Below are 19407 nucleotides of genomic sequence, written 5' to 3' on the forward strand. Positions count from 1 at the left end.
GAACCCGACCATGACCATGAGCACCGTCCCATCCGCCGTCCGCACCCCCGCGATCGCCACCAAGCTGCCCGCCGTCGGCACCACCATCTTCACCGTGATGTCGGCGCTCGCGACCGAGAAGAACGCGGTCAACCTGGGCCAGGGCTTTCCCGATTTCAACTGCGACCCGAAGCTGCTCGAGGACGTCACGGCCGCCATGGCCGCGGGCCACAACCAGTACCCGCCGATGCCCGGCATTCCCGCGCTGCGCCAGGCCATCGCCGGCAAGATCTCGGCGCTCTACGGACACGACTACAGCGCCGCCGACGAGATCACCGTCACCGCGGGCGCGACGCAGGCCATCATCACCGCCATCCTCGCGGTGGTGCGACCGGGCGACGAGGTGATCGTGCTCGAGCCCTGCTACGACAGCTACGTGCCGAACATCGAACTCGCGGGCGGCAGCGTGGTGCGCGTGCCGCTCACGCCCGGCAGCTTCCGCCCCGACTTCGACCGCATCGCCGCGGCGCTCACGCCGCGCACGCGCGCGATCATCGTCAACACGCCGCACAACCCGAGCGCCACGGTCTGGACCGCCGACGAGATGCGCCGGCTCGAGGAACTGCTCGCACCCACCGAGGTGCTGGTGATCGCCGACGAGGTCTACGAGCACATGGTGTACGACGGCGCCCGGCACGAGAGCGTGGCGCGCTTTCCGGGCCTGGCGGCGCGCAGCTTCATCGTGAGCAGCTTCGGCAAGACCTACCACGTCACCGGCTGGAAGGTCGGCTACGTCGCGGCGCCCGCGCCGCTGATGGCCGAGTTCCGCAAGGTGCACCAGTTCAACGTGTTCACCGTCAACACGCCGATGCAGCATGCGCTCGCGCAGTACATGGCCGCGCCCGCGCCCTACCTCGAGCTGCCCGCCTTCTACCAGCGCAAACGCGACCTGTTCGCAGCCGGGCTGGCCGAGAAGACCCGCTTCAAGCTGCTGCGCAGCGAAGGCAGCTACTTCCAGTGCGTGGACATCTCGGCAGTGAGCGACCTGTCGGAGGCCGAGTTCTGCCTGTGGCTCACGCGCGAGATCGGCGTGGCGGCGATTCCGCTGTCGGCCTTCTATGGCAACGGCTTCGACCAGCGCGTGGTCCGCTTCTGCTTCGCCAAGAAGGACGAGACGCTGCGGTCGGCACTGGAGCGGCTGGCACGGCTCTGAGGCCGACGGCGCCGGTAGGATAGTCCTGACCGCCGAAGAAGCGGCTATCCGGCGTTTCTCCCGCCCGCGGACGCCGAGCATCAGCTCGTCAAAACAACGTCCAGGAGAAACGCATGTCCCTCTCGTTCATTCTGCTGATCATCCTGATACTGCTTCTGATCGGCGCCCTGCCGAGCTGGGGCTACAGCCGGAGCTGGGGCTACTGGCCCAGCGGCGGGCTGGGCCTGGTCGTGCTGATCGTCATCATCCTGGTGCTCATGGGACGGATATGACGCACGGGGCGCCTCCCGCGCCCCCATCGCCCATCGAAGAAGCCCGCGGCCCCGCGGGCTTTTTTTCGCCCGCCGCGCGCTCAGGCCTGCAGCTGGGCCCAGGCCTTGTCGAGCCGCTTCACGCTCACGGGCTGCGGCGTGCGCAGCTCCTGTGCGAAGAAGCTCACGCGCAGCTCCTCGAGCAGCCAGCGGAACTCGAGCATGCGCTCGTCGACCACGCCTTTGCGCTCGGCCACGAGGCGCCAGTAGCGCTGCTCCTGCAGACGCAGCTCGGCCAGCTTGGCCGCATCGCGCGCGGGATCGCCGCGCAGCTTGTCGAGCCGCAGCACGATCGCCTTGAGGTAGCGCGGAAAGTGCTGCAGCTGCGTCCACGGCGCCTCGGCGATGAAGCGCTTGCCCACGAGGCGCTGCAGCTGCTGCGCCGCATCCTGCACCGATTCGGGCTGGAGCTTCGTGTCCTTGATCTTGCGCGCCGCCGCGGCGTACTCGGTGAGGATCGCGCCGGCGAGCCGCGCCACCTCGTTGGCGATCAGCGTGAGCCGGCCGCGCCCTTCCTCCAGCCGGCGCTTGAACGCCGGCTCGTCGGTGGGCAGCGGCTCCTGCAGGAAGGCGCGGTCGATCGCTACGTCGATGATCTGCGTGCGCAGCTCCTCCGAGGTGCCGAGCGGCATGTAGGCCACCGACATCTTCTGCAGCTCGGGGATGTTCTTCTCCAGGTACTTGAGCGCGTCCTTCAGCTGCAGCGCGAACAGCCGGCGCAGCCCCGCACGGTGCTTCGCGGCGGCGACCGCGGGCTCGTCGAACACCTCGATGGTGACGGCGTCGCCCTCGTCGCGCAGGGCCGGAAAGCCGACCAGCGACTGCGCCCCGCGGCGCACCTCCATCAGCTCCGGCAGTTCGCCGAAGCTCCAGCTCGTGTAGCGCTGGCCCGCGGGCAGGCTGGGCGCTGCGGGGGCCGCCGGTGCGGCCGGCGCACCGCGGCCCTGCGCCGGGGTGCCGCCACGCGGCGCTTCCCGTGAATCGGCCGATGCCTTCACGTTGAGGCCCGCCAGCGCCTGGAACGCGCCGCGCGCCTGCGCGCCGAGCTCGGCCTTGAGCGCGCCCAGGTTGCGCCCCATGCCGAGCTGGCGGCCGTGTTCGTCGACCACGCGCAGGTTCATGAACAGGTGCGGCGCGAGCATGTCGAGCTTGAAGTCCGCGCGCTTCACGTCGAGGCTGGTCGCATCGCGCACGCGCTTGAGCAGCGCGTCGGTCAGAGAGCCGCTGCCGAAGACCTCGGGCGCCGACAGTTCGGCGGCCAGCTTCGCCGCGGTGTCGGGCAGCGGCACCAGCCGCGAGCGCGGGCGCTGCGGCAGGCTCTTGAGCAGCGCCTGGATCTTGTCCTTCAGCATGCCCGTGACCAGCCACTCGCAGCGCTCCTCACTGACCTGGTTCAGCACGAACAGCGGCACCGTGACCGTGAGGCCGTCCCGCGCGTCGCCGGGTTCGTGCAGGTAGCTCGCCGCGCAGTCCACGCCGCCGAGCCGCAAGGTGTGCGGGAACGACTGCGTGGTGATGCCGGCCGCCTGATGGCGCATCAGCTCCTCGCGCGTCAGGAACAGCAGCCGCGGCTGGGCCTTGGAGGCTTCGCGGTACCAGTTCTCGAAGGTGATGCCGCTCGCCACGTCGGCCGGCAGCTGTGCGTCGTAGAAGGCGAAGATCAGTTCGTCGTCGACCAGCACGTCCTGCCGGCGCGATTTGTGCTCCAGCCCCTCGACCTCGCGCACCAGCTTGCGGTTGGCCGCGAGGAACGGGAAGCGGCTCTCCCACTGGCCGCCGACCAGCGCCTCGCGGATGAAGATCTCGCGCGCCGCATGCGGGTCGACGCGCGTGAAGTCGACGCGCCGTCCGCTGTAGACCACCAGGCCGTAGAGCGTGGCGCGCTCCAGCGCCGCGACCTGCGCGCCCTTCTTTTCCCAGTGCGGATCGAGCAGCTGCTTCTTCAGCAGATGGCCGGCCACCTGTTCGAGCCACTGCGGTTCGATGTTGGCAATGCCGCGGCCGAACAGCCGCGTGGTCTCGACCAGCTCGGCCGCGACGATCCAGCGGCCCGGCTTCTTCTTCAGGTGCGCGCCCGGGTGGCGGTAGAACTTGATGCCGCGCGCGCCGAGGTAGGCCTCGTCGTCTTCGAGCTTCCAGCCGACGTTGCCGAGCAGGCCCGCGAGCATCGACATGTGCAGCGCTTCATAGCCGGCCGGCTCGTTGTTGATGCGCCATTTGTGCTCGGTGACCACCGTGAGCAGCTGCGAATGGATGTCGCGCCATTCGCGCACGCGGCGGATGTTGATGAAGTTCTGCCGCAGCAGCTGCTCGTACTGGCGGTTGCTGAGCTTGTGCGTGTCGCCGTGGCCGCCGCGCGCGTCGGCGATCCACTTCCACAGCCGCAGGTAGCCGCTGAACTCGCTCTTCTCGTCGTCGAACTTGGCATGCGCCTGGTCGGCCTGCTGCTGCGCGTCCATCGGCCGGTCGCGCACGTCCTGCACGCTGAGCGCCGAGGCGATCACCAGGACTTCCTCGAGCGCACCGCGCGTGCGGGCCTCCAGGATCATGCGACCCACGCGCGGGTCGAGCGGCAGCTTGGCGAGCTCGGCGCCGGTGGCCGTGAGCTCGTTGGCGTCGTCGACCGCGCCGAGTTCGTTGAGCAGCTGATAGCCGTCGGCGATCGCGCGCGGCGATGGCGCCTCCAGGAAGGGAAAGCGCGCCACGTCGCCGAGCCGCAGCGACTTCATGCGCAGGATCACGCCCGCGAGCGAGGAGCGCAGGATCTCGGGGTCGGTGAAACGCGGCCGACCCTCGAAGTCCTTCTCGTCGTAGAGCCGGATGCAGATGCCGTTGGCGACGCGGCCGCAGCGGCCCGCGCGCTGGTTGGCCGCGGCCTGGCTGATCGGCTCGACCAGCAACTGCTCGACCTTGCTGCGGAAGCTGTAGCGCTTGACGCGCGCGGTGCCGCTGTCGATCACGTAGCGGATGCCCGGCACGGTGAGCGAGGTCTCGGCCACGTTGGTCGCGAGCACGATGCGGCGGCCGGTGTGGCCGTCGAAGATGCGGTCCTGCTCGGCCTGCGAGAGCCGCGCGAACAGCGGCAGCACTTCGGCGTTGCGGTAGAGCGGCTGGTGCGCCAGATGCCGGCGCAGGTGGTCGGCCGCCTCGCGGATCTCGCGCTCGCCGGGCAGGAAGACCAGGATGTCGCCCGCGTTGTGCGGGTCGCGCCAGAGCTCGTCGACGCCGTCGGCGATCGCGTCGTTGAGGTCGTGCTCGCGCGATTCCTCGAACGGCCGGTAGCGCTGCTCGACCGGGAAGGTGCGGCCCGAGACGAACACCGTCGGCGCCGGTCCCTTGGCCGAGGCGAAATGGTTCGCGAAGCGCTCGGCATCGATCGTGGCCGAGGTCACGATCACCTTCAGGTCCGGCCGGCGCGGCAGGATCTCGCGCAGGTAGCCGAGCAGGAAGTCGATGTTCAGCGAGCGTTCGTGCGCCTCGTCGATGATCAGCGTGTCGTAGGCCTTGAGCAGCGGATCGGTCTGCGTCTCCGCCAGCAGGATGCCGTCCGTCATGAGCTTGACCGAGGCATCGCGCGAGAGCCGGTCCTGGAAGCGCACCTTGAAGCCGACCACGTCGCCGAGCGGCGTCTTCAGTTCTTCCGCGATGCGCTTGGCCACCGAACTCGCCGCGATGCGCCGCGGCTGCGTGTGGCCGATCAGCCGCCCCTTGCCCGGCGGCGCATTGAGCTTGCCGCGGCCGAGCGCAAGCGCGATCTTCGGCAGCTGGGTGGTCTTGCCCGAGCCCGTCTCGCCGCAGACGATCACCACCTGGTGCGCCTCGATGGCGGCCATGATCTCGTCGCGCCGGGCCGAGACCGGCAGCGATTCGGGAAAGTCGATGCGAAGCGAGGGAGAAGAAGGCGTGGAGGTCGTCAAGGGATCAGGCGGCTCGATAAGCCCGGTTGCCAACGGGCAAACCGTCGATTATCGGCGCCCACCGCCGATGTTGCAGCGCGCCCACAGCGGCGCGGTCTTTGGCGACGCACGCCGTAAATAGTCTTTACTCGGCCTGCGCGCGCCGCTACGATCGCGCCCATGACCTCCTTCCTTGCCCCCCAACCGTTGCGCTGCTGCCGCGCAAGCCACGTGCATGCACGTGGCGGGGTCAAGTCGATTCGCCCGGCCTGACGAAGCCCGCGCGCCGCGTTCCCTTCAGCGGAACGCCGCCCGTGCGCTTCGGAGCAGTCCGAAGCGCGCCGGCCTGACCCCAGCGCAACGCCCCCCAGCATCCGCTCCCTCGCATTCGAGGGCGCGGTGGCGTTCCCGTTCCGAATCATCGAAGAAGAAAAAACCACCATGTCCGACGACATTCCGACCGACCTGCATGCCGCGCTGGCCCAGCGCACGCGCCATCTGCAGGCCATCGCCCAATCGCTGAAGACCGAGCTCTTCGGCATCGACGAGATCATCGACCGCGTGATCGATTCGCTGCGCGCCTGGTACGTGCTGCCGCAGCTCATCAGCCGGCCGGTGGTGATCTGCCTCTGGGGCCTCACCGGCACCGGCAAGACGCAGCTGGTGCGCCGCCTCGCGCAGCACCTGGGCTTCTACGACCGCTTCATCGAAGTGCAGATGGACGGCTTCAGCCATGGCTCGGGCCATCGCAGCGCGGGTTCGATCTCGGCCATGCTGGCCGAGTCGGGCATTGCCGAGGGCGAGCGCGGCATCCTCGTGCTCGACGAGTTCCAGCGTTTCCGCACCGTGGATGCGCAGGGCAAGGAAGCGCGCGTCGAGCGCTACCAGGACGTCTGGGCCCTGCTCTCCGACGGCCGCCTGCCGCCTTCGCTTTCCGTGCTGGGCGAGATCGAGAGCTCGCTCGCCTGGGCCGAATACGAGCAGGACCAGAAGGAGGACGACGAGGACGCGAAGGACGATGCGAAGCCGAAGCGCAAGCGCAGGCTCCAGCTCTCGCCCTGGGAAGCCGGGGAGTTCAAGCGCTGCCTGAAGCTGCGTGAATCGCTGCTCGAGATCATGACCTGGACGCCGGCCGAGATCCAGGCGCGGCTGCGCGCCTTCCGCGCCTCGCAGGAGAACTGGGAGACCGACTATTCCAAACTGCTGGTCTTCATCTCGGGCAACCTCGACGAGATGTACGCCGAGACCGCCAAGCGCGTCGAGGACTGCGACACCGACGCCGACATCTTCCACGCGCTCACGAAGAAGCTCTCGCTGATCGACGTGAAGAAGGCGCTGGCCGAGCGCTTCAAGCCCGAGCAGATCGCGCGGCTCGGCAACAACCACGTGATCTACCCGTCGTTCAGCCGGGCCACCTACGTGCGGCTGATCCTGTCGATCTGCGACCGCTACGTGAGCGAGATCCAGGAAAGCTCGGGCGTGCGCTTCGTGCTCGACGCCAGCGTGTACGAGCAGATCTATGCCAACGCCGTGTTCCCGGCGCAGGGCACGCGCCCGCTGTTCTCGTCGATCCACGCGATCCTGAGCGCGACGCTGGTCAACGCCGCGCTCTGGGCGCTGGAACAAGGCGCCACCGGCAGCGAGCCGGTCCGGCTGATGCTCGATGCCGGCGACGGCCTGGAGCGCGCGCCGCGCATGGTGGCGCGCTGGCGGCTCGCGCGGCGCGAGTTCCCGGTGGTGCTGGAGCTCAACCGGCTCAAGCAGCGCGCGAACGCCGACTTCCGCGCGCTGCTGGCGGTGCACGAGGCGGGCCACGGCGTGGTCTACGCCCTGCTCTTCGGCCGCGCGCCGCAGGAGATCCGCATCAACGTGGCCTCCTTCGAGGGCGGCTACAACAGCTACGTGAAGCGCAAGGCCTGGTCGAAGCAGAACACGCTCGACAGCATCTGCGTGAGCCTCGCGGGCCGCGCGGCCGAGCGGCTGGTGTTCGGCGATGCGGGCTGCACCACGGGCGCCGAGCAGGACCTGGCCCAGGCCACCGCGACCGCGGCGCGGCACGTGCGCCACCATGCCTTCGGCAGCCGGCTGAGCCGCACCGACGTGACGCAGGATGCGAACGACAACCTCAACACCGACGTTGCCGCCACCAATCCCGAGATCGAGGAGATCCTCGGGCGCGAGCAATCGCGCGCGCGGTCGCTGATCGAGTCGCACGAAACGGCGTTCCTGGCGGTGGTCGACGCGCTGATGGCACACGGTGCGATCGCCTCCGGCGAGCTCGCCGCGCTGCTGGGCCTGCCGCTCGCGCCGTCCGGTCCGCCCGGCGCGCGGGAGGCCGAACCGCTCGATGCCTACGCCAGCCGGCTCGCCTCGTTCAGGGCCCGCGGCACGCCGCCCGCCGGGGCAGCGGCCCGGCTGCTGCGCTCGATGGCCTGAGCCGCGCCAGACGCCTGTCGAGAATGCACAATCACGCACCATGTCCACCGTCTTCAACTTCACCTTCGTGCCCTGGTTCCGCTCGGTCGCGCCCTACATCCACACGCACCGCGGTAAGACTTTCGTGGTCGCGCTGGCGGGCGAAGCGATCGCGGCGGGCAAGCTGCAGAACATCGCGCAGGACCTGGCGCTGATCCAGAGCATGGGCGTCAAGATCGTGCTCGTGCACGGCTTCCGCCCCCAGGTCAACGAGCAGCTCGCGGCCAAGGGCCACGAGGCGCGCTATTCGCACGGCATCCGCATCACCGACGAGGTCGCGCTCGACTCGGCGCAGGAGGCCGCGGGCCAGCTGCGCTACGAGATCGAGGCCGCCTTCAGCCAGGGCCTGCCGAACACGCCGATGGCGGGCTCGACGGTGCGCATGATCTCGGGCAACTTCATCACCGCGCGCCCGATCGGCGTGGTCGACGGCGTGGACTTCAAGCATTCGGGCCTGGTGCGCAAGGTAGACGCCGCGGGCATCCGCCGCACGCTCGACTTCGGCGCGATGGTGCTGATCTCGCCCTTCGGCTTCTCGCCCACGGGCGAGGCCTTCAACCTCACGATGGAAGACGTCGCCACCAGCGTGGCGATCTCGATCCAGGCCGACAAGCTGATCTTCCTGACCGAGATTCCCGGCATCCGCATCGACAGCGAGCTGCCCGAGAGCGAAGACAACCCGATCGACACCGAGCTGCCGCTGGCCGCGGCCGAGAAGCTGCTGGCCTCGCTGCCGCCGCCGCAGAAGCCGACCGACACGGCCTTCTACCTGCAGCACTGCGTGAAGGCCTGCAAGGCCGGCGTGGAGCGCAACCACATCCTGCCCTTCGCGCTCGACGGCTCGCTGCTGCTCGAGATCTACGTGCACGACGGCGTCGGCACCATGGTGATCGACGAGAAGCTCGAAAGCCTGCGCGAGGCCACGGTGGACGACATCGGCGGCATCCTGCAGCTGATCGAGCCCTTCGAGCGCGACGGCACGCTGGTGAAGCGCGACCGCACCGAGATCGAGCGCGACGTGGGCCACTACACGGTGATCGAGCACGACGGCGTGATCTTCGGCTGCGCGGCGCTGTACCCCTACCCCGAGGCGCGCACCGCCGAGATGGCCGCGCTCACGGTGTCGCCGCAATCGCAGTCGCAGGGCGACGGCGAGCGCATCCTCAAGCGCATCGAGCAGCGCGCCAAGGCGATGGGGCTCGAGAGCATCTTCGTGCTCACCACGCGCACCATGCACTGGTTCATCAAGCGCGGCTTCCAGCAGGTCAACCCCGACTGGCTGCCCGAGGCGCGCAAGCGCAAGTACAACTGGGACCGCAAGAGCCAGGTCCTCGTCAAGAAGATCTGAGGATGAAAGCCCGCCCATGACGCTCGCCACCGCCCTGCTGTTCTCCATCGTCGCGCTGGCCGCGATCGCCACGCCGGGGCCGACGGTGCTGCTGGCGCTCAGCAACGGCTCGCGGCGCGGCGTGCGCGGGGCGCTGCCGGGGATCCTCGGTGCGGTCACCTCCGACTTCGTGCTGGTGGGCGCGGTGGCGCTGGGCCTGGGCGCGCTGCTCGCGGCATCGGAGTTCTGGTTCTCGATGCTCAAGTGGGTGGGCGCGGCCTACCTCGCATGGCTCGGCGTGCGCATGCTGCGCTCGCGCGGCGGCAGCTTCGACGCGGCCCCCGCCGCGCAGCAGGCCGGCGCCGCGGCCACGGGCGCGCCGGGCGACGGACGCAAGGTGTTCCTCAAGTCCTTCCTGGTGGCGGTCACCAATCCCAAGGGCTACCTGTTCTGCTCGGCGCTGATGCCGCAGTTCATCGATCCCGCGGCCGCGCAGGGCATGCAGTACGCGATCATCGCGGTGCTGTTCGCCGCGCTCGATGCGGCGGTGATGCTGGTCTACGCCTTCGTCGGCGCGCGCGCCATGCGGCTGCTCACGGCCGCGGCCGCGCAATGGATCGACCGCACCTGCGGCGCGATGCTGCTGGCGCTGGCGGGTTCGCTCGCGTTCTACCGGCGCAGCGGCACCTGAAGGCGCACGGGCGGCCGGCGACCCGTCGCCGATAATCGCGCTCCATGAATCCCCTGCTTTCCAAGCTCCAGCCCTATCCCTTCGAACGGCTGCGGCGCCTGTTCGAGGGCGTCGCGCCCAGCCCCGGTTTCGCGCCCATCAGCCTCGGCATCGGCGAACCCAAGCACGCGACGCCCGATTTCATTAAGGACGCGCTGGCCGCGGGCATGGATTCGCTGGCAGCCTATCCGGCCACGGCCGGCAGCCTCCCGTTGCGCACCGCCTTCACCGACTGGCTGCAGCGCCGCTACGGCCTGAAGCTCGACCCGGCGCGCCAGGTGCTGCCGGTCAACGGCTCGCGCGAGGCGCTGTTCTCGCTCGCGCAGACGGTGGTGGACGGCCGGCGCTCGCCGGCGCCGGTGGTGGTGTCGCCCAATCCCTTCTATCAGATCTACGAAGGCGCGGCCCTGCTCTCGGGCGCCGAACCGTACTACGTGCCGAGCGTGCCGGCGCGCAATTTCGCGGTGGACTGGGACTCGGTGCCCGAGGCGATCTGGGCGCGCACCCAGCTCGTGTTCGTCTGCTCGCCGGGCAATCCGACTGGCGCGGTGATGCCGCTCGACGAATGGAAGAAGCTCTTCGCGCTGTCGGACCGCCACGGCTTCGTGATCGCGGCCGACGAGTGCTACAGCGAGATCTACTTCCGCGACGAGCCGCCGCTCGGCGGCCTCGAAGCCGCCGAAAAGCTCGGCCGCAGCGACTTCCGCAACCTGATCGCGCTCACGTCGCTCTCGAAGCGCAGCAACGTGCCCGGCCTGCGCAGCGGCTTCGTGGCGGGCGACGCGGCGATCATCAAGAGCTTCCAGCTCTACCGCACCTACCATGGCAGCGCGATGAGCGGCACCGTGGCCGCGGCCAGCATCGCGGCCTGGGGCGACGAAGCCCACGTGGTCGAGAACCGCGCGAAGTACCGCGCCAAGTTCGCGGCCGTCACGCCGCTGCTCGAGCCGGTGCTCGACGTGCGCCTGCCCGACGCCAGCTTCTACCTCTGGGCCGGCGTGCCCGAAGTGTGGGCCGGCGACGACGAAGCCTTCGCCCGCGCCCTCTACGCTCAATACAATGTCACCGTTCTGCCGGGGAGCTATCTGGCCCGCGAGACGACGCACGGCGCCAACCCCGGCCGCGGCCGCATCCGCATGGCCCTGGTGGCCGAAACCGCCGAATGCGTCGAAGCCGCCGAGCGCATCGTGCGCTTCGTGCAGTCCGGGCCGCAAGGCCGCTGAATCCGCCTCCGGCACCCCTCTTTTTCACCCGAGAGCCTCTCCATGACCCAGCAACTGCAACAAACCATCGACGCCGCGTGGGACAACCGCGCCAACCTCTCGGCCGGCGCCGCACCGGCCGAGGTGCGCGAGGCCGTCGAGCACGTGATCTCCGAACTCAACAACGGCAAGCTGCGCGTCGCCACGCGCGAGGGCGTCGGCCAGTGGAACGTGCACCAGTGGATCAAGAAGGCCGTGCTGCTGTCGTTCCGCCTGAAGGACAACGAGCAGATCCAGGCCGGCTCGCTGGGCTTCTACGACAAGGTGCCGACCAAGTTCTCGCACCTGTCGGCCAACGAACTCAAGGAATCGGGCGTGCGCATCGTGCCGCCGGCCGTCGCGCGCCGCGGCAGCTACATCGCCAAGGGCGCGATCCTGATGCCCTCGTACGTGAACATCGGCGCCTACGTGGGCGAAGGCACCATGGTCGACACCTGGGCCACCGTGGGCTCCTGCGCGCAGATCGGCGCGAACGTGCACCTCTCGGGCGGCGTCGGCATCGGCGGCGTGCTCGAGCCGCTGCAGGCCGGCCCGACCATCATCGAGGACAACTGCTTCATCGGCGCGCGCTCCGAAGTGGTCGAAGGCGTGGTCATCGAAGAGAACTCGGTGCTCGGCATGGGCGTGTACATCGGCCAGAGCACCCCGATCTTCAACCGCGAGACCGGAGAGATCTCGTACGGCCGCGTGCCGTCGGGCAGCGTGGTCATCAGCGGCAACCTGCCCAAGAAGACCAAGTCGGGCCAGGACTACAGCACCTATGCCGCGATCATCGTCAAGACGGTCGATGCGCAGACGCGCTCCAAGACCAGCCTGAACGACCTGCTGCGCGACTGAGCGCAGCGCGGCGGCACTTGCGCAGCCCGGCAATGATTTTCACAAAAGCACCCGAGGAGAAAGCCCGATGAACATGATGGAACGGATCCTTCGTTTGATGGCCGAGCGCAAGGCGTCCGACATCTACCTCTCGGCGAACTCCCCGGTGCTGATCCGGATCAACGGGGTCTGCGTGCCGATCAACGCGCAGGTGCTGCCCGCGACCGCGCCGCTCGCGCTCCTGGCCGAAGTGGTGCCCGAGGCCCGCATCCAGGAGCTGGAGCGCACCGGCGAACTCAACATGGCCGTGATGCTCGAGGGCGCCGGCAACTACCGCGTCAGCGCGATGCGCCAGCGCGGCAGCTATGCGGTGGTGGTGCGGCACATCGCCTCGGCCATTCCCAGCTTCGCCGACCTGAACCTGCCCGACGTGCTCAAGACGCTCGTCATGGAAAAGCGCGGGCTGATCCTGATGGTGGGCGCCACGGGCGCGGGCAAGACCACCACGCTCGCCTCGATGCTCGACTACCGCAACGAGCACGCCACGGGCCACATCCTCACGGTCGAGGAACCGATCGAATTCACCTACACCAACAAGAAGTCGGTGGTGAACCAGCGCGACGTGGGCAGCGACACCGAATCGCTGCAGGTCGCGCTCAAGAACGCGTTGCGCCAGGCGCCCGACGTGATCCAGATCGGCGAGATCCGCGATCGCGACACCATGTCGGCCGCCATCGCCTACGCGCAGTCGGGCCACCTGTGCGTGGCCACGCTGCACGCCAACAACAGCTACCGCGCGCTCAATCGCATCCTGAGCTTCTACCCGGTCGAGGTGCGCCCCACGCTGCTCGGCGACCTCGGCGGCGCGCTGCGCGCCATCGTGTCGCAGCGGCTGCTGCGCACGCCCGCGGGCGGCCGCGTGCCGGCGCTCGAGGTGATGCTGAACACCGCGCTCGTGGCCGAGCTCATCGAGAAGGGCGACTTCTCGGGCGTGAAGGAGGCCATGGAACAGTCGATGGCCGAAGGCTCGCAGACCTTCGAGGAAGACATCGCGCGCCTGATCACCGAGGAGCGCGTGACGCGCGAGGAAGGCCTCGCCCATGCCGACTCCCCCACCAACCTGATGTGGCGCCTGCAGAACCGCGCCGCGCCCAAGCCCAAGGTCGACGAACGCAGCCTGATGGACCAGGTGGAAGAACCGACCTTCACCGACATCACGCTCGACGTGAAATTCTGAGTAGAAAAAGCCCCGATGTCCCGAACGCTCCAGCTCGCCGAACAACTCATCTCGCGCCCTTCCGTCACGCCTGACGACGCAGGCTGCCAGCGGATCATCGGCGAGCGGCTGGCGGCGCTGGGCTTCACGCTCGAAACCATCGAAAGCGGCCCGGCCGATTTCCGCGTCACCAACCTGTGGGCGGTGCGCCGCCCGCCGGCCGGCGCCGCGGCGGCGAGCCGCACGCTCGTGTTCGCAGGCCACACCGATGTCGTGCCCACCGGCCCGCTCGATCAGTGGCGCAGCCATCCCTTCACGCCCACGCACCGCGACGGCCGGCTCTACGGCCGCGGCGCCTGCGACATGAAGACCTCGCTGGCGGCGTTCGTGGTGGCGATCGAGGAATTCCTGCAGGCCACGCCCGACCCGAAGCTCACGCTCGCGCTGCTGCTCACCAGCGACGAGGAAGGCCCGGGCGTCGACGGCACCGTGATCGTCTGCAACGCCCTGGCCGCGCGCGGCGAGACCGTCGACTACTGCATCGTCGGCGAGCCCACCGCGGTCGAGCGCTGCGGCGACATGATCAAGAACGGCCGCCGCGGCACGATGAGCGGGCGGCTCACGGTCAACGGCGTGCAGGGCCACATCGCCTATCCGCACCTGGCCAAGAACCCGGTGCATGCCGTGGCGCCGGCGCTGGCCGAACTGGTGGCCATCAACGCCGCGGGCGGCTGGGACGCCGGCAACGCGTACTTCCAGCCGACCAGCTGGCAGATCAGCAATTTCCACGCGGGCACCGGTGCCAGCAACGTGATTCCCGGCAGCGCGGTGATCGACTTCAACTTCCGCTTCTCGACCGAATCCACGCCCGAGTCGCTGCAGCAGCGGGTGCACGCGGTGCTCGATGCGCACGGCGTCGACTACACGCTGGCGTGGACCGTCGGCGGACTGCCCTTCCTCACCACGCCCGGTGAACTCGTCGGCGCCGTGCAGGCCGCGATCGCCGACGAGACCGGCATCGCGACCGAGCTCTCGACCAGCGGCGGCACGAGCGATGCGCGCTTCATCGCCAAGATCTGCAAGCAGGTGGTCGAGCTCGGACCGGTCAACGCGAGCATCCACAAGATCGACGAGCACATCGAGGTGGCCGAGATCGAGACGCTGAAGAACATCTACAGGCGCACGCTGGAGCGGCTCGAAGCCTCGCTCGCCGGATGAGCACCGTCATCGAACTCATCGAAGCCGGCGCCGGGCGCCTCGAAGCCGCGGGCGTCGCCTTCGGCCACGGCACCGCCAACGCCTTCGACGAAGCCGCCTGGCTGGTGCTGTGGCGCCTGAAGCTGCCGCTCGACGACCTCGACGCCGTGGCCGAGCGTGCGGTCTCGCCGGCCGATGCCGCCAAGGTGGCGGCACTGATCGACGAACGCATCGCCACGCGCAAGCCCGCGGCCTACCTCACGAAGGAAGCCTGGCTGCAGGGCGTGCCCTTCTACGTCGACGAACGCGCGATCGTGCCGCGCAGCTTCATCGCGGAGCTGATGGCCGACGGCAGCATCGACTACTGGCTCGGCGAGCACACGCAGCGCGCGCTCGACCTGTGCACCGGCAACGGCAGCCTCGCAGTGCTCGCCGCGATGACCTACCCCGAGATCACGGTGGACGCCGCCGACCTTTCGCGCGAGGCGCTCGAAGTCGCGGCGATCAACGTCACGCGCCACCAGCTCGACGACCGCATCCGGCTGGTCGAGTCCGACGGCCTGGCCAGCCTGCCCGGGCCCTACGACCTGGTGCTGTGCAATCCGCCCTACGTGAACAGCGACAGCATGGCCGCCCTGCCCGCCGAATACCGCGCCGAACCCGAACTGGCGCTGGCCGGCGGCGCCGACGGCATGGACTTCGTGCGCCGGCTGCTGGCCGATGCGCCCGCGCGCATGAGCGAGCGGGCCGTGCTGGTGCTCGAGATCGGCAACGAGCGCGAACATTTCGAGAACGCCTTTCCGCGGCTCGAGGTGGTGTGGCTCGAAACCTCGGCGGGCGAGGACCAGGTGCTGCTGGTCACGCGCGAGGCGCTGTTGAAATCGGACAGCCGAACGCAGAAGTAAGACAAAAACTTCGCAGAAGACGCAGAAGAATCTTTTTTGGATTTTCTTCTGCGACCTCTGCGTCACCTTCGCGCCCTCTGCGTTCTGTACCCGCATTGGCGCCTCGATTCAGCCCAACTCGGATAATCCGGGGTTGGGCTCCATTTCATGATCACTCTCAAGAACGTCATTCTTCGCCGCAGCGCCAAGGTTCTGCTCGACGGCGCCACCGTCACCCTCAATCCGGGCGAAAAGGTCGGCCTCGTGGGCCGCAACGGCGCCGGCAAGTCCACCCTCTTCGCGCTGCTCAACGGCACGCTGCACGAGGACGGCGGCGACTTCTCCGTGCCGAAGCACTGGCGCATGGCGCAGGTCGCGCAGAACATGCCCGAGACCGACGAATCGGCGACCGACTTCGTGGTCGGCGGCGACACCCGGCTGGTCGAGCTGCGCGAGGCGCTGGCCGCCACCGAGGCCGCCTACGAGGCCAACCCCGACGATGCCGAGATCGGCATGGAGCTGGCCCACGCCTACACCCACCTCGCCGACGCCGGCGAACACGACGCCGTGCCGCGCGCGCAGGCGCTGATCCTCGGCCTGGGCTTCAAGGCGCACGAGCTCGACCAGCCCGTCAACAGCTTCTCGGGCGGCTGGCGCATGCGCCTGCAGCTCGCGCGCGCGCTCATGTGCCCGAGCGACCTGCTGCTGCTCGACGAACCGACCAACCACCTCGACCTCGACGCGCTCGTCTGGCTCGAAGCCTGGCTGCAGAAGTACGCCGGCACCATGATCGTCATCAGCCACGACCGCGAGTTCCTCGACGCCGTGACCGACGTGACGCTGCACATCGCCAACGCCCAGCTCACGCGCTACGGCGGCAACTACAGCAAGTTCGAGGAAATGCGCGCGCTGCAGATGGAACAGCAGCAGCAGGCCTTCGCCAAGCAGCAGGACAAGATCGCCCACCTGCAGAAGTTCATCGACCGCTTCAAGGCCAAGGCCAGCAAGGCCAAGCAGGCGCAGAGCCGCGTCAAGGCGCTGGAGCGCATGGAGAAGGTGGCGCCGCTGCTCGCCGAAGCCGAGTTCAGCTTCGAGTTCAAGGAGCCCGGCAACATCCCGAACCCGATGCTCTCGATCAGCAATGCGAGCTTCGGCTACCCGCATCCGGAAGGCGGCGAAGGCGCGGAGCCCAAGGTGATTCTGCGCGGCGTCAACCGCTCGGTGCTGGCGGGCCAGCGCATCGGCATCCTGGGCGCCAACGGCCAGGGCAAGTCCACGCTCGTGAAGACCATCGCGCGGGAAATGGGCGCCCTGGCGGGTCAGGTGACCGAGGGGAAGGGCCTGAACATCGGCTACTTCGCGCAGCAGGAGCTCGACGTGCTGCATCCCGGGAGCAATCCGCTGGAGCACATGGTGCGGCTGGCGCGCGAGCTCGGCAGCAACGCGCGCGAAGCCACCGGCGAACAGGCGCTGCGCGGCTTCCTGGGCAGCTTCAATTTCAGCGGCGACATGGTCAAGCAGCCCGTCGGCACCATGAGCGGCGGCGAGAAGGCGCGGCTGGTGCTCGCGATGATGGTGTGGCAGCGTCCGAACCTGCTGCTGCTCGACGAGCCGACCAACCACCTCGACCTGGCAACCCGCGAGGCGCTGGCCGTGGCGCTCAACGAATTCGAGGGCACGCTGATGCTCGTCAGCCACGATCGCGCGCTGCTGCGCTCGGTGTGCGACGAGTTCTGGCTCGTGGGCCGCGGCGCGGTGACCGATTTCGACGGCGACCTCGACGACTACCAGCGCTACCTGCTCGACGAGGCCAAGCGGCTGCGCGAGGAAGCAAGGCTCGCCGTGCGCGAGGCAGCCAGCGTCGCCGCTGCATCGGAGGCCGCACCGGCGGTGCCTGTCGCCGCGCCCGCGGCCGCCGCGCCCGCCGCCGCGCAGCAGCGCAAGCAGGACGCCCAGGAGCGCCAGCAGCGCAACGACCAGGCGCGTCCGCTCAAGCGCGAGATCGCGCAGATCGACGAGCGCCTCGCCGCCGCCGGCACCGAGCGCAGCGCGCTGGAAGCCCGACTCGCCGAGCCGCTGCCGCCCGCCGAGATCGCCGAAGCAGGCAAGCGGCTCAAGGCGCTCAACGACGAGATCGAGCGGCTCGAGGAACGTTGGCTGGCACTTTCGGATCAACTCGAGGCGCTCGCGACCTGACGGGACGGCCGCGCGCAGCCACCTTGGGAAGGAGATCCGCCGCATGCCATCCGCCATCGAACTCGCCCGCGGCGACGAAGCACTGATCGCGGCGATCCACCGCAGCCGCCGCCTGATCGGCCGCAAGGCCCTGATGGCCGCCGCCGCCAGCGCCGTGCCCCTGCCGGGCGTCGACTGGGCCGCCGACGCGGCGCTGCTGTCGCGGCTGGTGCCGCAGATCAGCGCCGAGTTCGGGCTTTCGGCCACCCAGGTCGAGAAGCTCGCGCCGCACCAGCGCGAGCGCATCCAGAAGGCGGCCACCACCGTCGGCGCCCTGCTCGTCGGCCGGCTGGTCACGCGCGATCTGCTCATCAAGCTCGCGCGGCACGCGGGCATCAAGCTCACCACCAAGCAGGCGGCCAAGTACGTGCCGATCGCCGGCCAGGTGGTTTCCGCCGCGCTCGGCTACGCGGCCCTGCGCGCCCTCGGCGAGCAGCACATCAAGGATTGCGTCCGCGTGCGCGCGACGCTCGCTCTATCGCCGCCCGAATCTCGCGCGAGCGCGTGAGCGTGGCCCGGTCGGACAGCACCGACGCCGCCCACGCCGCGGCCACCAGCGCCGAGAGCGCACAGCCCGCAAGTCCGTTGTCGTCCACGCAGAGTCCGTAGCAGAGCGCCGCCGCGGCGAGCAGCGCCACGAGCGCGCACAGCGCACGGTCGAGCCACAGATCGGCCGATGGCCGCCTTGGCAAACGCTCAGCCCGGGAGGCGAGTACCACCACCACCGGCACGACCACCGGCGCCGCAGCCAGGCGCGCTGCTGCCGCCGTGCCTTGCAGACGCCGCAATTCCGACGCTGCGCCCCTCGTTCGCTCCTGCGCCGGCCTGATGGCTCTTTGCGCCCGCACCAACTCACGTGGCTTCATGGCATTTACTCCCTTGCAACTATTTTAGAGTCCAAGTTGAATATTCGCCTGGGCTTAAATCTCCTTCATGGAGACTATTGCCGCGCGCGCAAAGGCCGCTCGCAAATTCGCGAAGATGACTCAGAAGCAGGCCGAAGCCGCTTCGGGCGTCAAGCAATCCAACATCTCGAAGATCGAACGCGGCGACACCGGCCGCTCCATGGGCCTGCTGGCCCTGGCACGCGCCTACCGCGTGGACCCCAACTGGCTCGACACCGGCGACGGACCCGCGCCGTGGGACGAAGTGCAGTCGCGCCCCTCGCGCGACAACGCCAACGAGCCGCCGCCCCCCTACCGCGTCGCACGCACCCCGCCTGCCGGCCCCGCCTTCGAGCCCGGCACGCCCGACACCCTGCCGCTGATCGGCTGGTCCGAGGTCGCGTCATGGACCAGCGCCTCGCGCGACAGCACCAAGGCCGAGCGCTGGATCCCCTGCATCGCGCACCACAGCCGGGACCGGAGCTACGCGCTGCGCGTGCGCGGCGACAGCATGACCGCGCCGAGCGGCCATCTCAAAAGCTACCCCGCCGGATCGATCATCTTCGTCGACACCCAGCTCACCACGCCCGCCGACGGCGAGCGCGTCATCGCCCGGCTCGAAACCGGCGAGATCACCTTCAAGACCTATAAGGAAGAGGATGGACGCCGCTGGCTGTTGCCGCTGAATCCCAAGCACGAGCCGATCCGCACGCCGTTCACCGTGCTCGGCACCGTCGTCGGCAAATGGGAAGACGAGGACTGATGACGCCGCGAAGAACGCGGATGCTGGTCAGGTCGCAGGCAGGTTGGCGGCGCACAGTCGAGGCTCTCCCTGTGGCCTGCACCTCTGATCCTCCCTCCTCCCTCCAGCAGGTCACCTTCGAGCCCGCCTCTGCGCGGGCTTCTTTTTTGCCCGGCGGCGCTTCCGAGTTCCAGCCCTGCGCTAGGTAGGGGGGCATACTCCTGCCCCATGGCAAAACAT

14 protein-coding genes are annotated in these 19407 nt (G+C 69.0%); 13 read left to right on the forward strand and 1 reads right to left on the reverse strand.

The features are described 5' to 3' along the window. Positions 1-16 precede the first annotated feature (16 nt). Complete coding sequence (locus M2165_RS21905; protein ID WP_280816690.1) at positions 17-1192, forward strand: pyridoxal phosphate-dependent aminotransferase; 1176 nt, start codon at positions 17-19, stop codon at positions 1190-1192. A gap of 113 nt (positions 1193-1305) precedes the next feature. Next, a complete protein-coding gene (locus M2165_RS21910; protein WP_012747828.1) occupies positions 1306-1464 on the forward strand; it encodes a DUF3309 family protein in 159 nt (52 codons plus the stop codon). A gap of 80 nt (positions 1465-1544) precedes the next feature. Here M2165_RS21910 and hrpA read toward each other — a convergent pair whose 3' ends face one another. Next, positions 1545-5336 carry an ATP-dependent RNA helicase HrpA gene (gene hrpA / locus M2165_RS21915; protein ID WP_280817596.1) on the reverse strand — a complete coding sequence of 1264 codons (3792 nt, stop codon included), beginning with the start codon at positions 5334-5336 and terminating at the stop codon, positions 1545-1547. A gap of 504 nt (positions 5337-5840) precedes the next feature. Here hrpA and M2165_RS21920 point away from each other — a divergent pair. From M2165_RS21920 to M2165_RS21970, 11 genes are all read left to right on the forward strand, one after another. Then, on the forward strand, positions 5841-7835 hold the full coding sequence (locus M2165_RS21920; RefSeq protein ID WP_280816691.1) for an AAA family ATPase: 1995 nt from the start codon (positions 5841-5843) through the stop codon (positions 7833-7835). A 40-nt stretch (positions 7836-7875) separates the two neighbouring features. Then, complete coding sequence (gene argA / locus M2165_RS21925; protein WP_280816692.1) at positions 7876-9222, forward strand: amino-acid N-acetyltransferase; 1347 nt, start codon at positions 7876-7878, stop codon at positions 9220-9222. A gap of 16 nt (positions 9223-9238) precedes the next feature. Further along, positions 9239-9892 carry a LysE family translocator gene (locus tag M2165_RS21930; RefSeq protein ID WP_280816693.1) on the forward strand — a complete coding sequence of 218 codons (654 nt, stop codon included), beginning with the start codon at positions 9239-9241 and terminating at the stop codon, positions 9890-9892. A gap of 44 nt (positions 9893-9936) precedes the next feature. Continuing rightward, positions 9937-11154: a succinyldiaminopimelate transaminase gene (gene dapC / locus M2165_RS21935; protein ID WP_280816694.1), complete on the forward strand. Its 1218-nt coding sequence runs from the start codon at positions 9937-9939 to the stop codon at positions 11152-11154. 42 nt (positions 11155-11196) lie between these two features. Beyond that, complete coding sequence (gene dapD / locus M2165_RS21940; protein WP_280816695.1) at positions 11197-12030, forward strand: 2,3,4,5-tetrahydropyridine-2,6-dicarboxylate N-succinyltransferase; 834 nt, start codon at positions 11197-11199, stop codon at positions 12028-12030. A 67-nt stretch (positions 12031-12097) separates the two neighbouring features. Then, complete coding sequence (locus M2165_RS21945) at positions 12098-13246, forward strand: PilT/PilU family type 4a pilus ATPase (RefSeq protein ID WP_280816696.1); 1149 nt, start codon at positions 12098-12100, stop codon at positions 13244-13246. 15 nt (positions 13247-13261) lie between these two features. Next, positions 13262-14443 carry a succinyl-diaminopimelate desuccinylase gene (dapE, locus tag M2165_RS21950; protein WP_280816697.1) on the forward strand — a complete coding sequence of 394 codons (1182 nt, stop codon included), beginning with the start codon at positions 13262-13264 and terminating at the stop codon, positions 14441-14443. After that, positions 14440-15327 (forward strand): 50S ribosomal protein L3 N(5)-glutamine methyltransferase, encoded by an 888-nt coding sequence (gene prmB, locus M2165_RS21955; protein WP_280816698.1) that lies wholly within the window; start codon positions 14440-14442, stop codon positions 15325-15327. The genes dapE and prmB overlap by 4 nt, the downstream gene beginning before the upstream one ends. A 147-nt stretch (positions 15328-15474) precedes the next feature. Continuing rightward, on the forward strand, positions 15475-17502 hold the full coding sequence (locus M2165_RS21960; protein ID WP_280816699.1) for an ATP-binding cassette domain-containing protein: 2028 nt from the start codon (positions 15475-15477) through the stop codon (positions 17500-17502). A gap of 43 nt (positions 17503-17545) precedes the next feature. Further along, complete coding sequence (locus M2165_RS21965; protein ID WP_280816700.1) at positions 17546-18049, forward strand: hypothetical protein; 504 nt, start codon at positions 17546-17548, stop codon at positions 18047-18049. A 425-nt stretch (positions 18050-18474) separates the two neighbouring features. After that, positions 18475-19188, forward strand: a complete 714-nt coding sequence (locus M2165_RS21970; protein WP_280816701.1) for an XRE family transcriptional regulator — start codon at positions 18475-18477, stop codon at positions 19186-19188. The last annotated feature ends 219 nt before the right edge of the window (positions 19189-19407 follow it).

Source organism: Variovorax sp. TBS-050B (genome assembly GCF_029893635.1).
Classification (GTDB): Bacteria; Pseudomonadota; Gammaproteobacteria; order Burkholderiales; family Burkholderiaceae_C; genus Variovorax.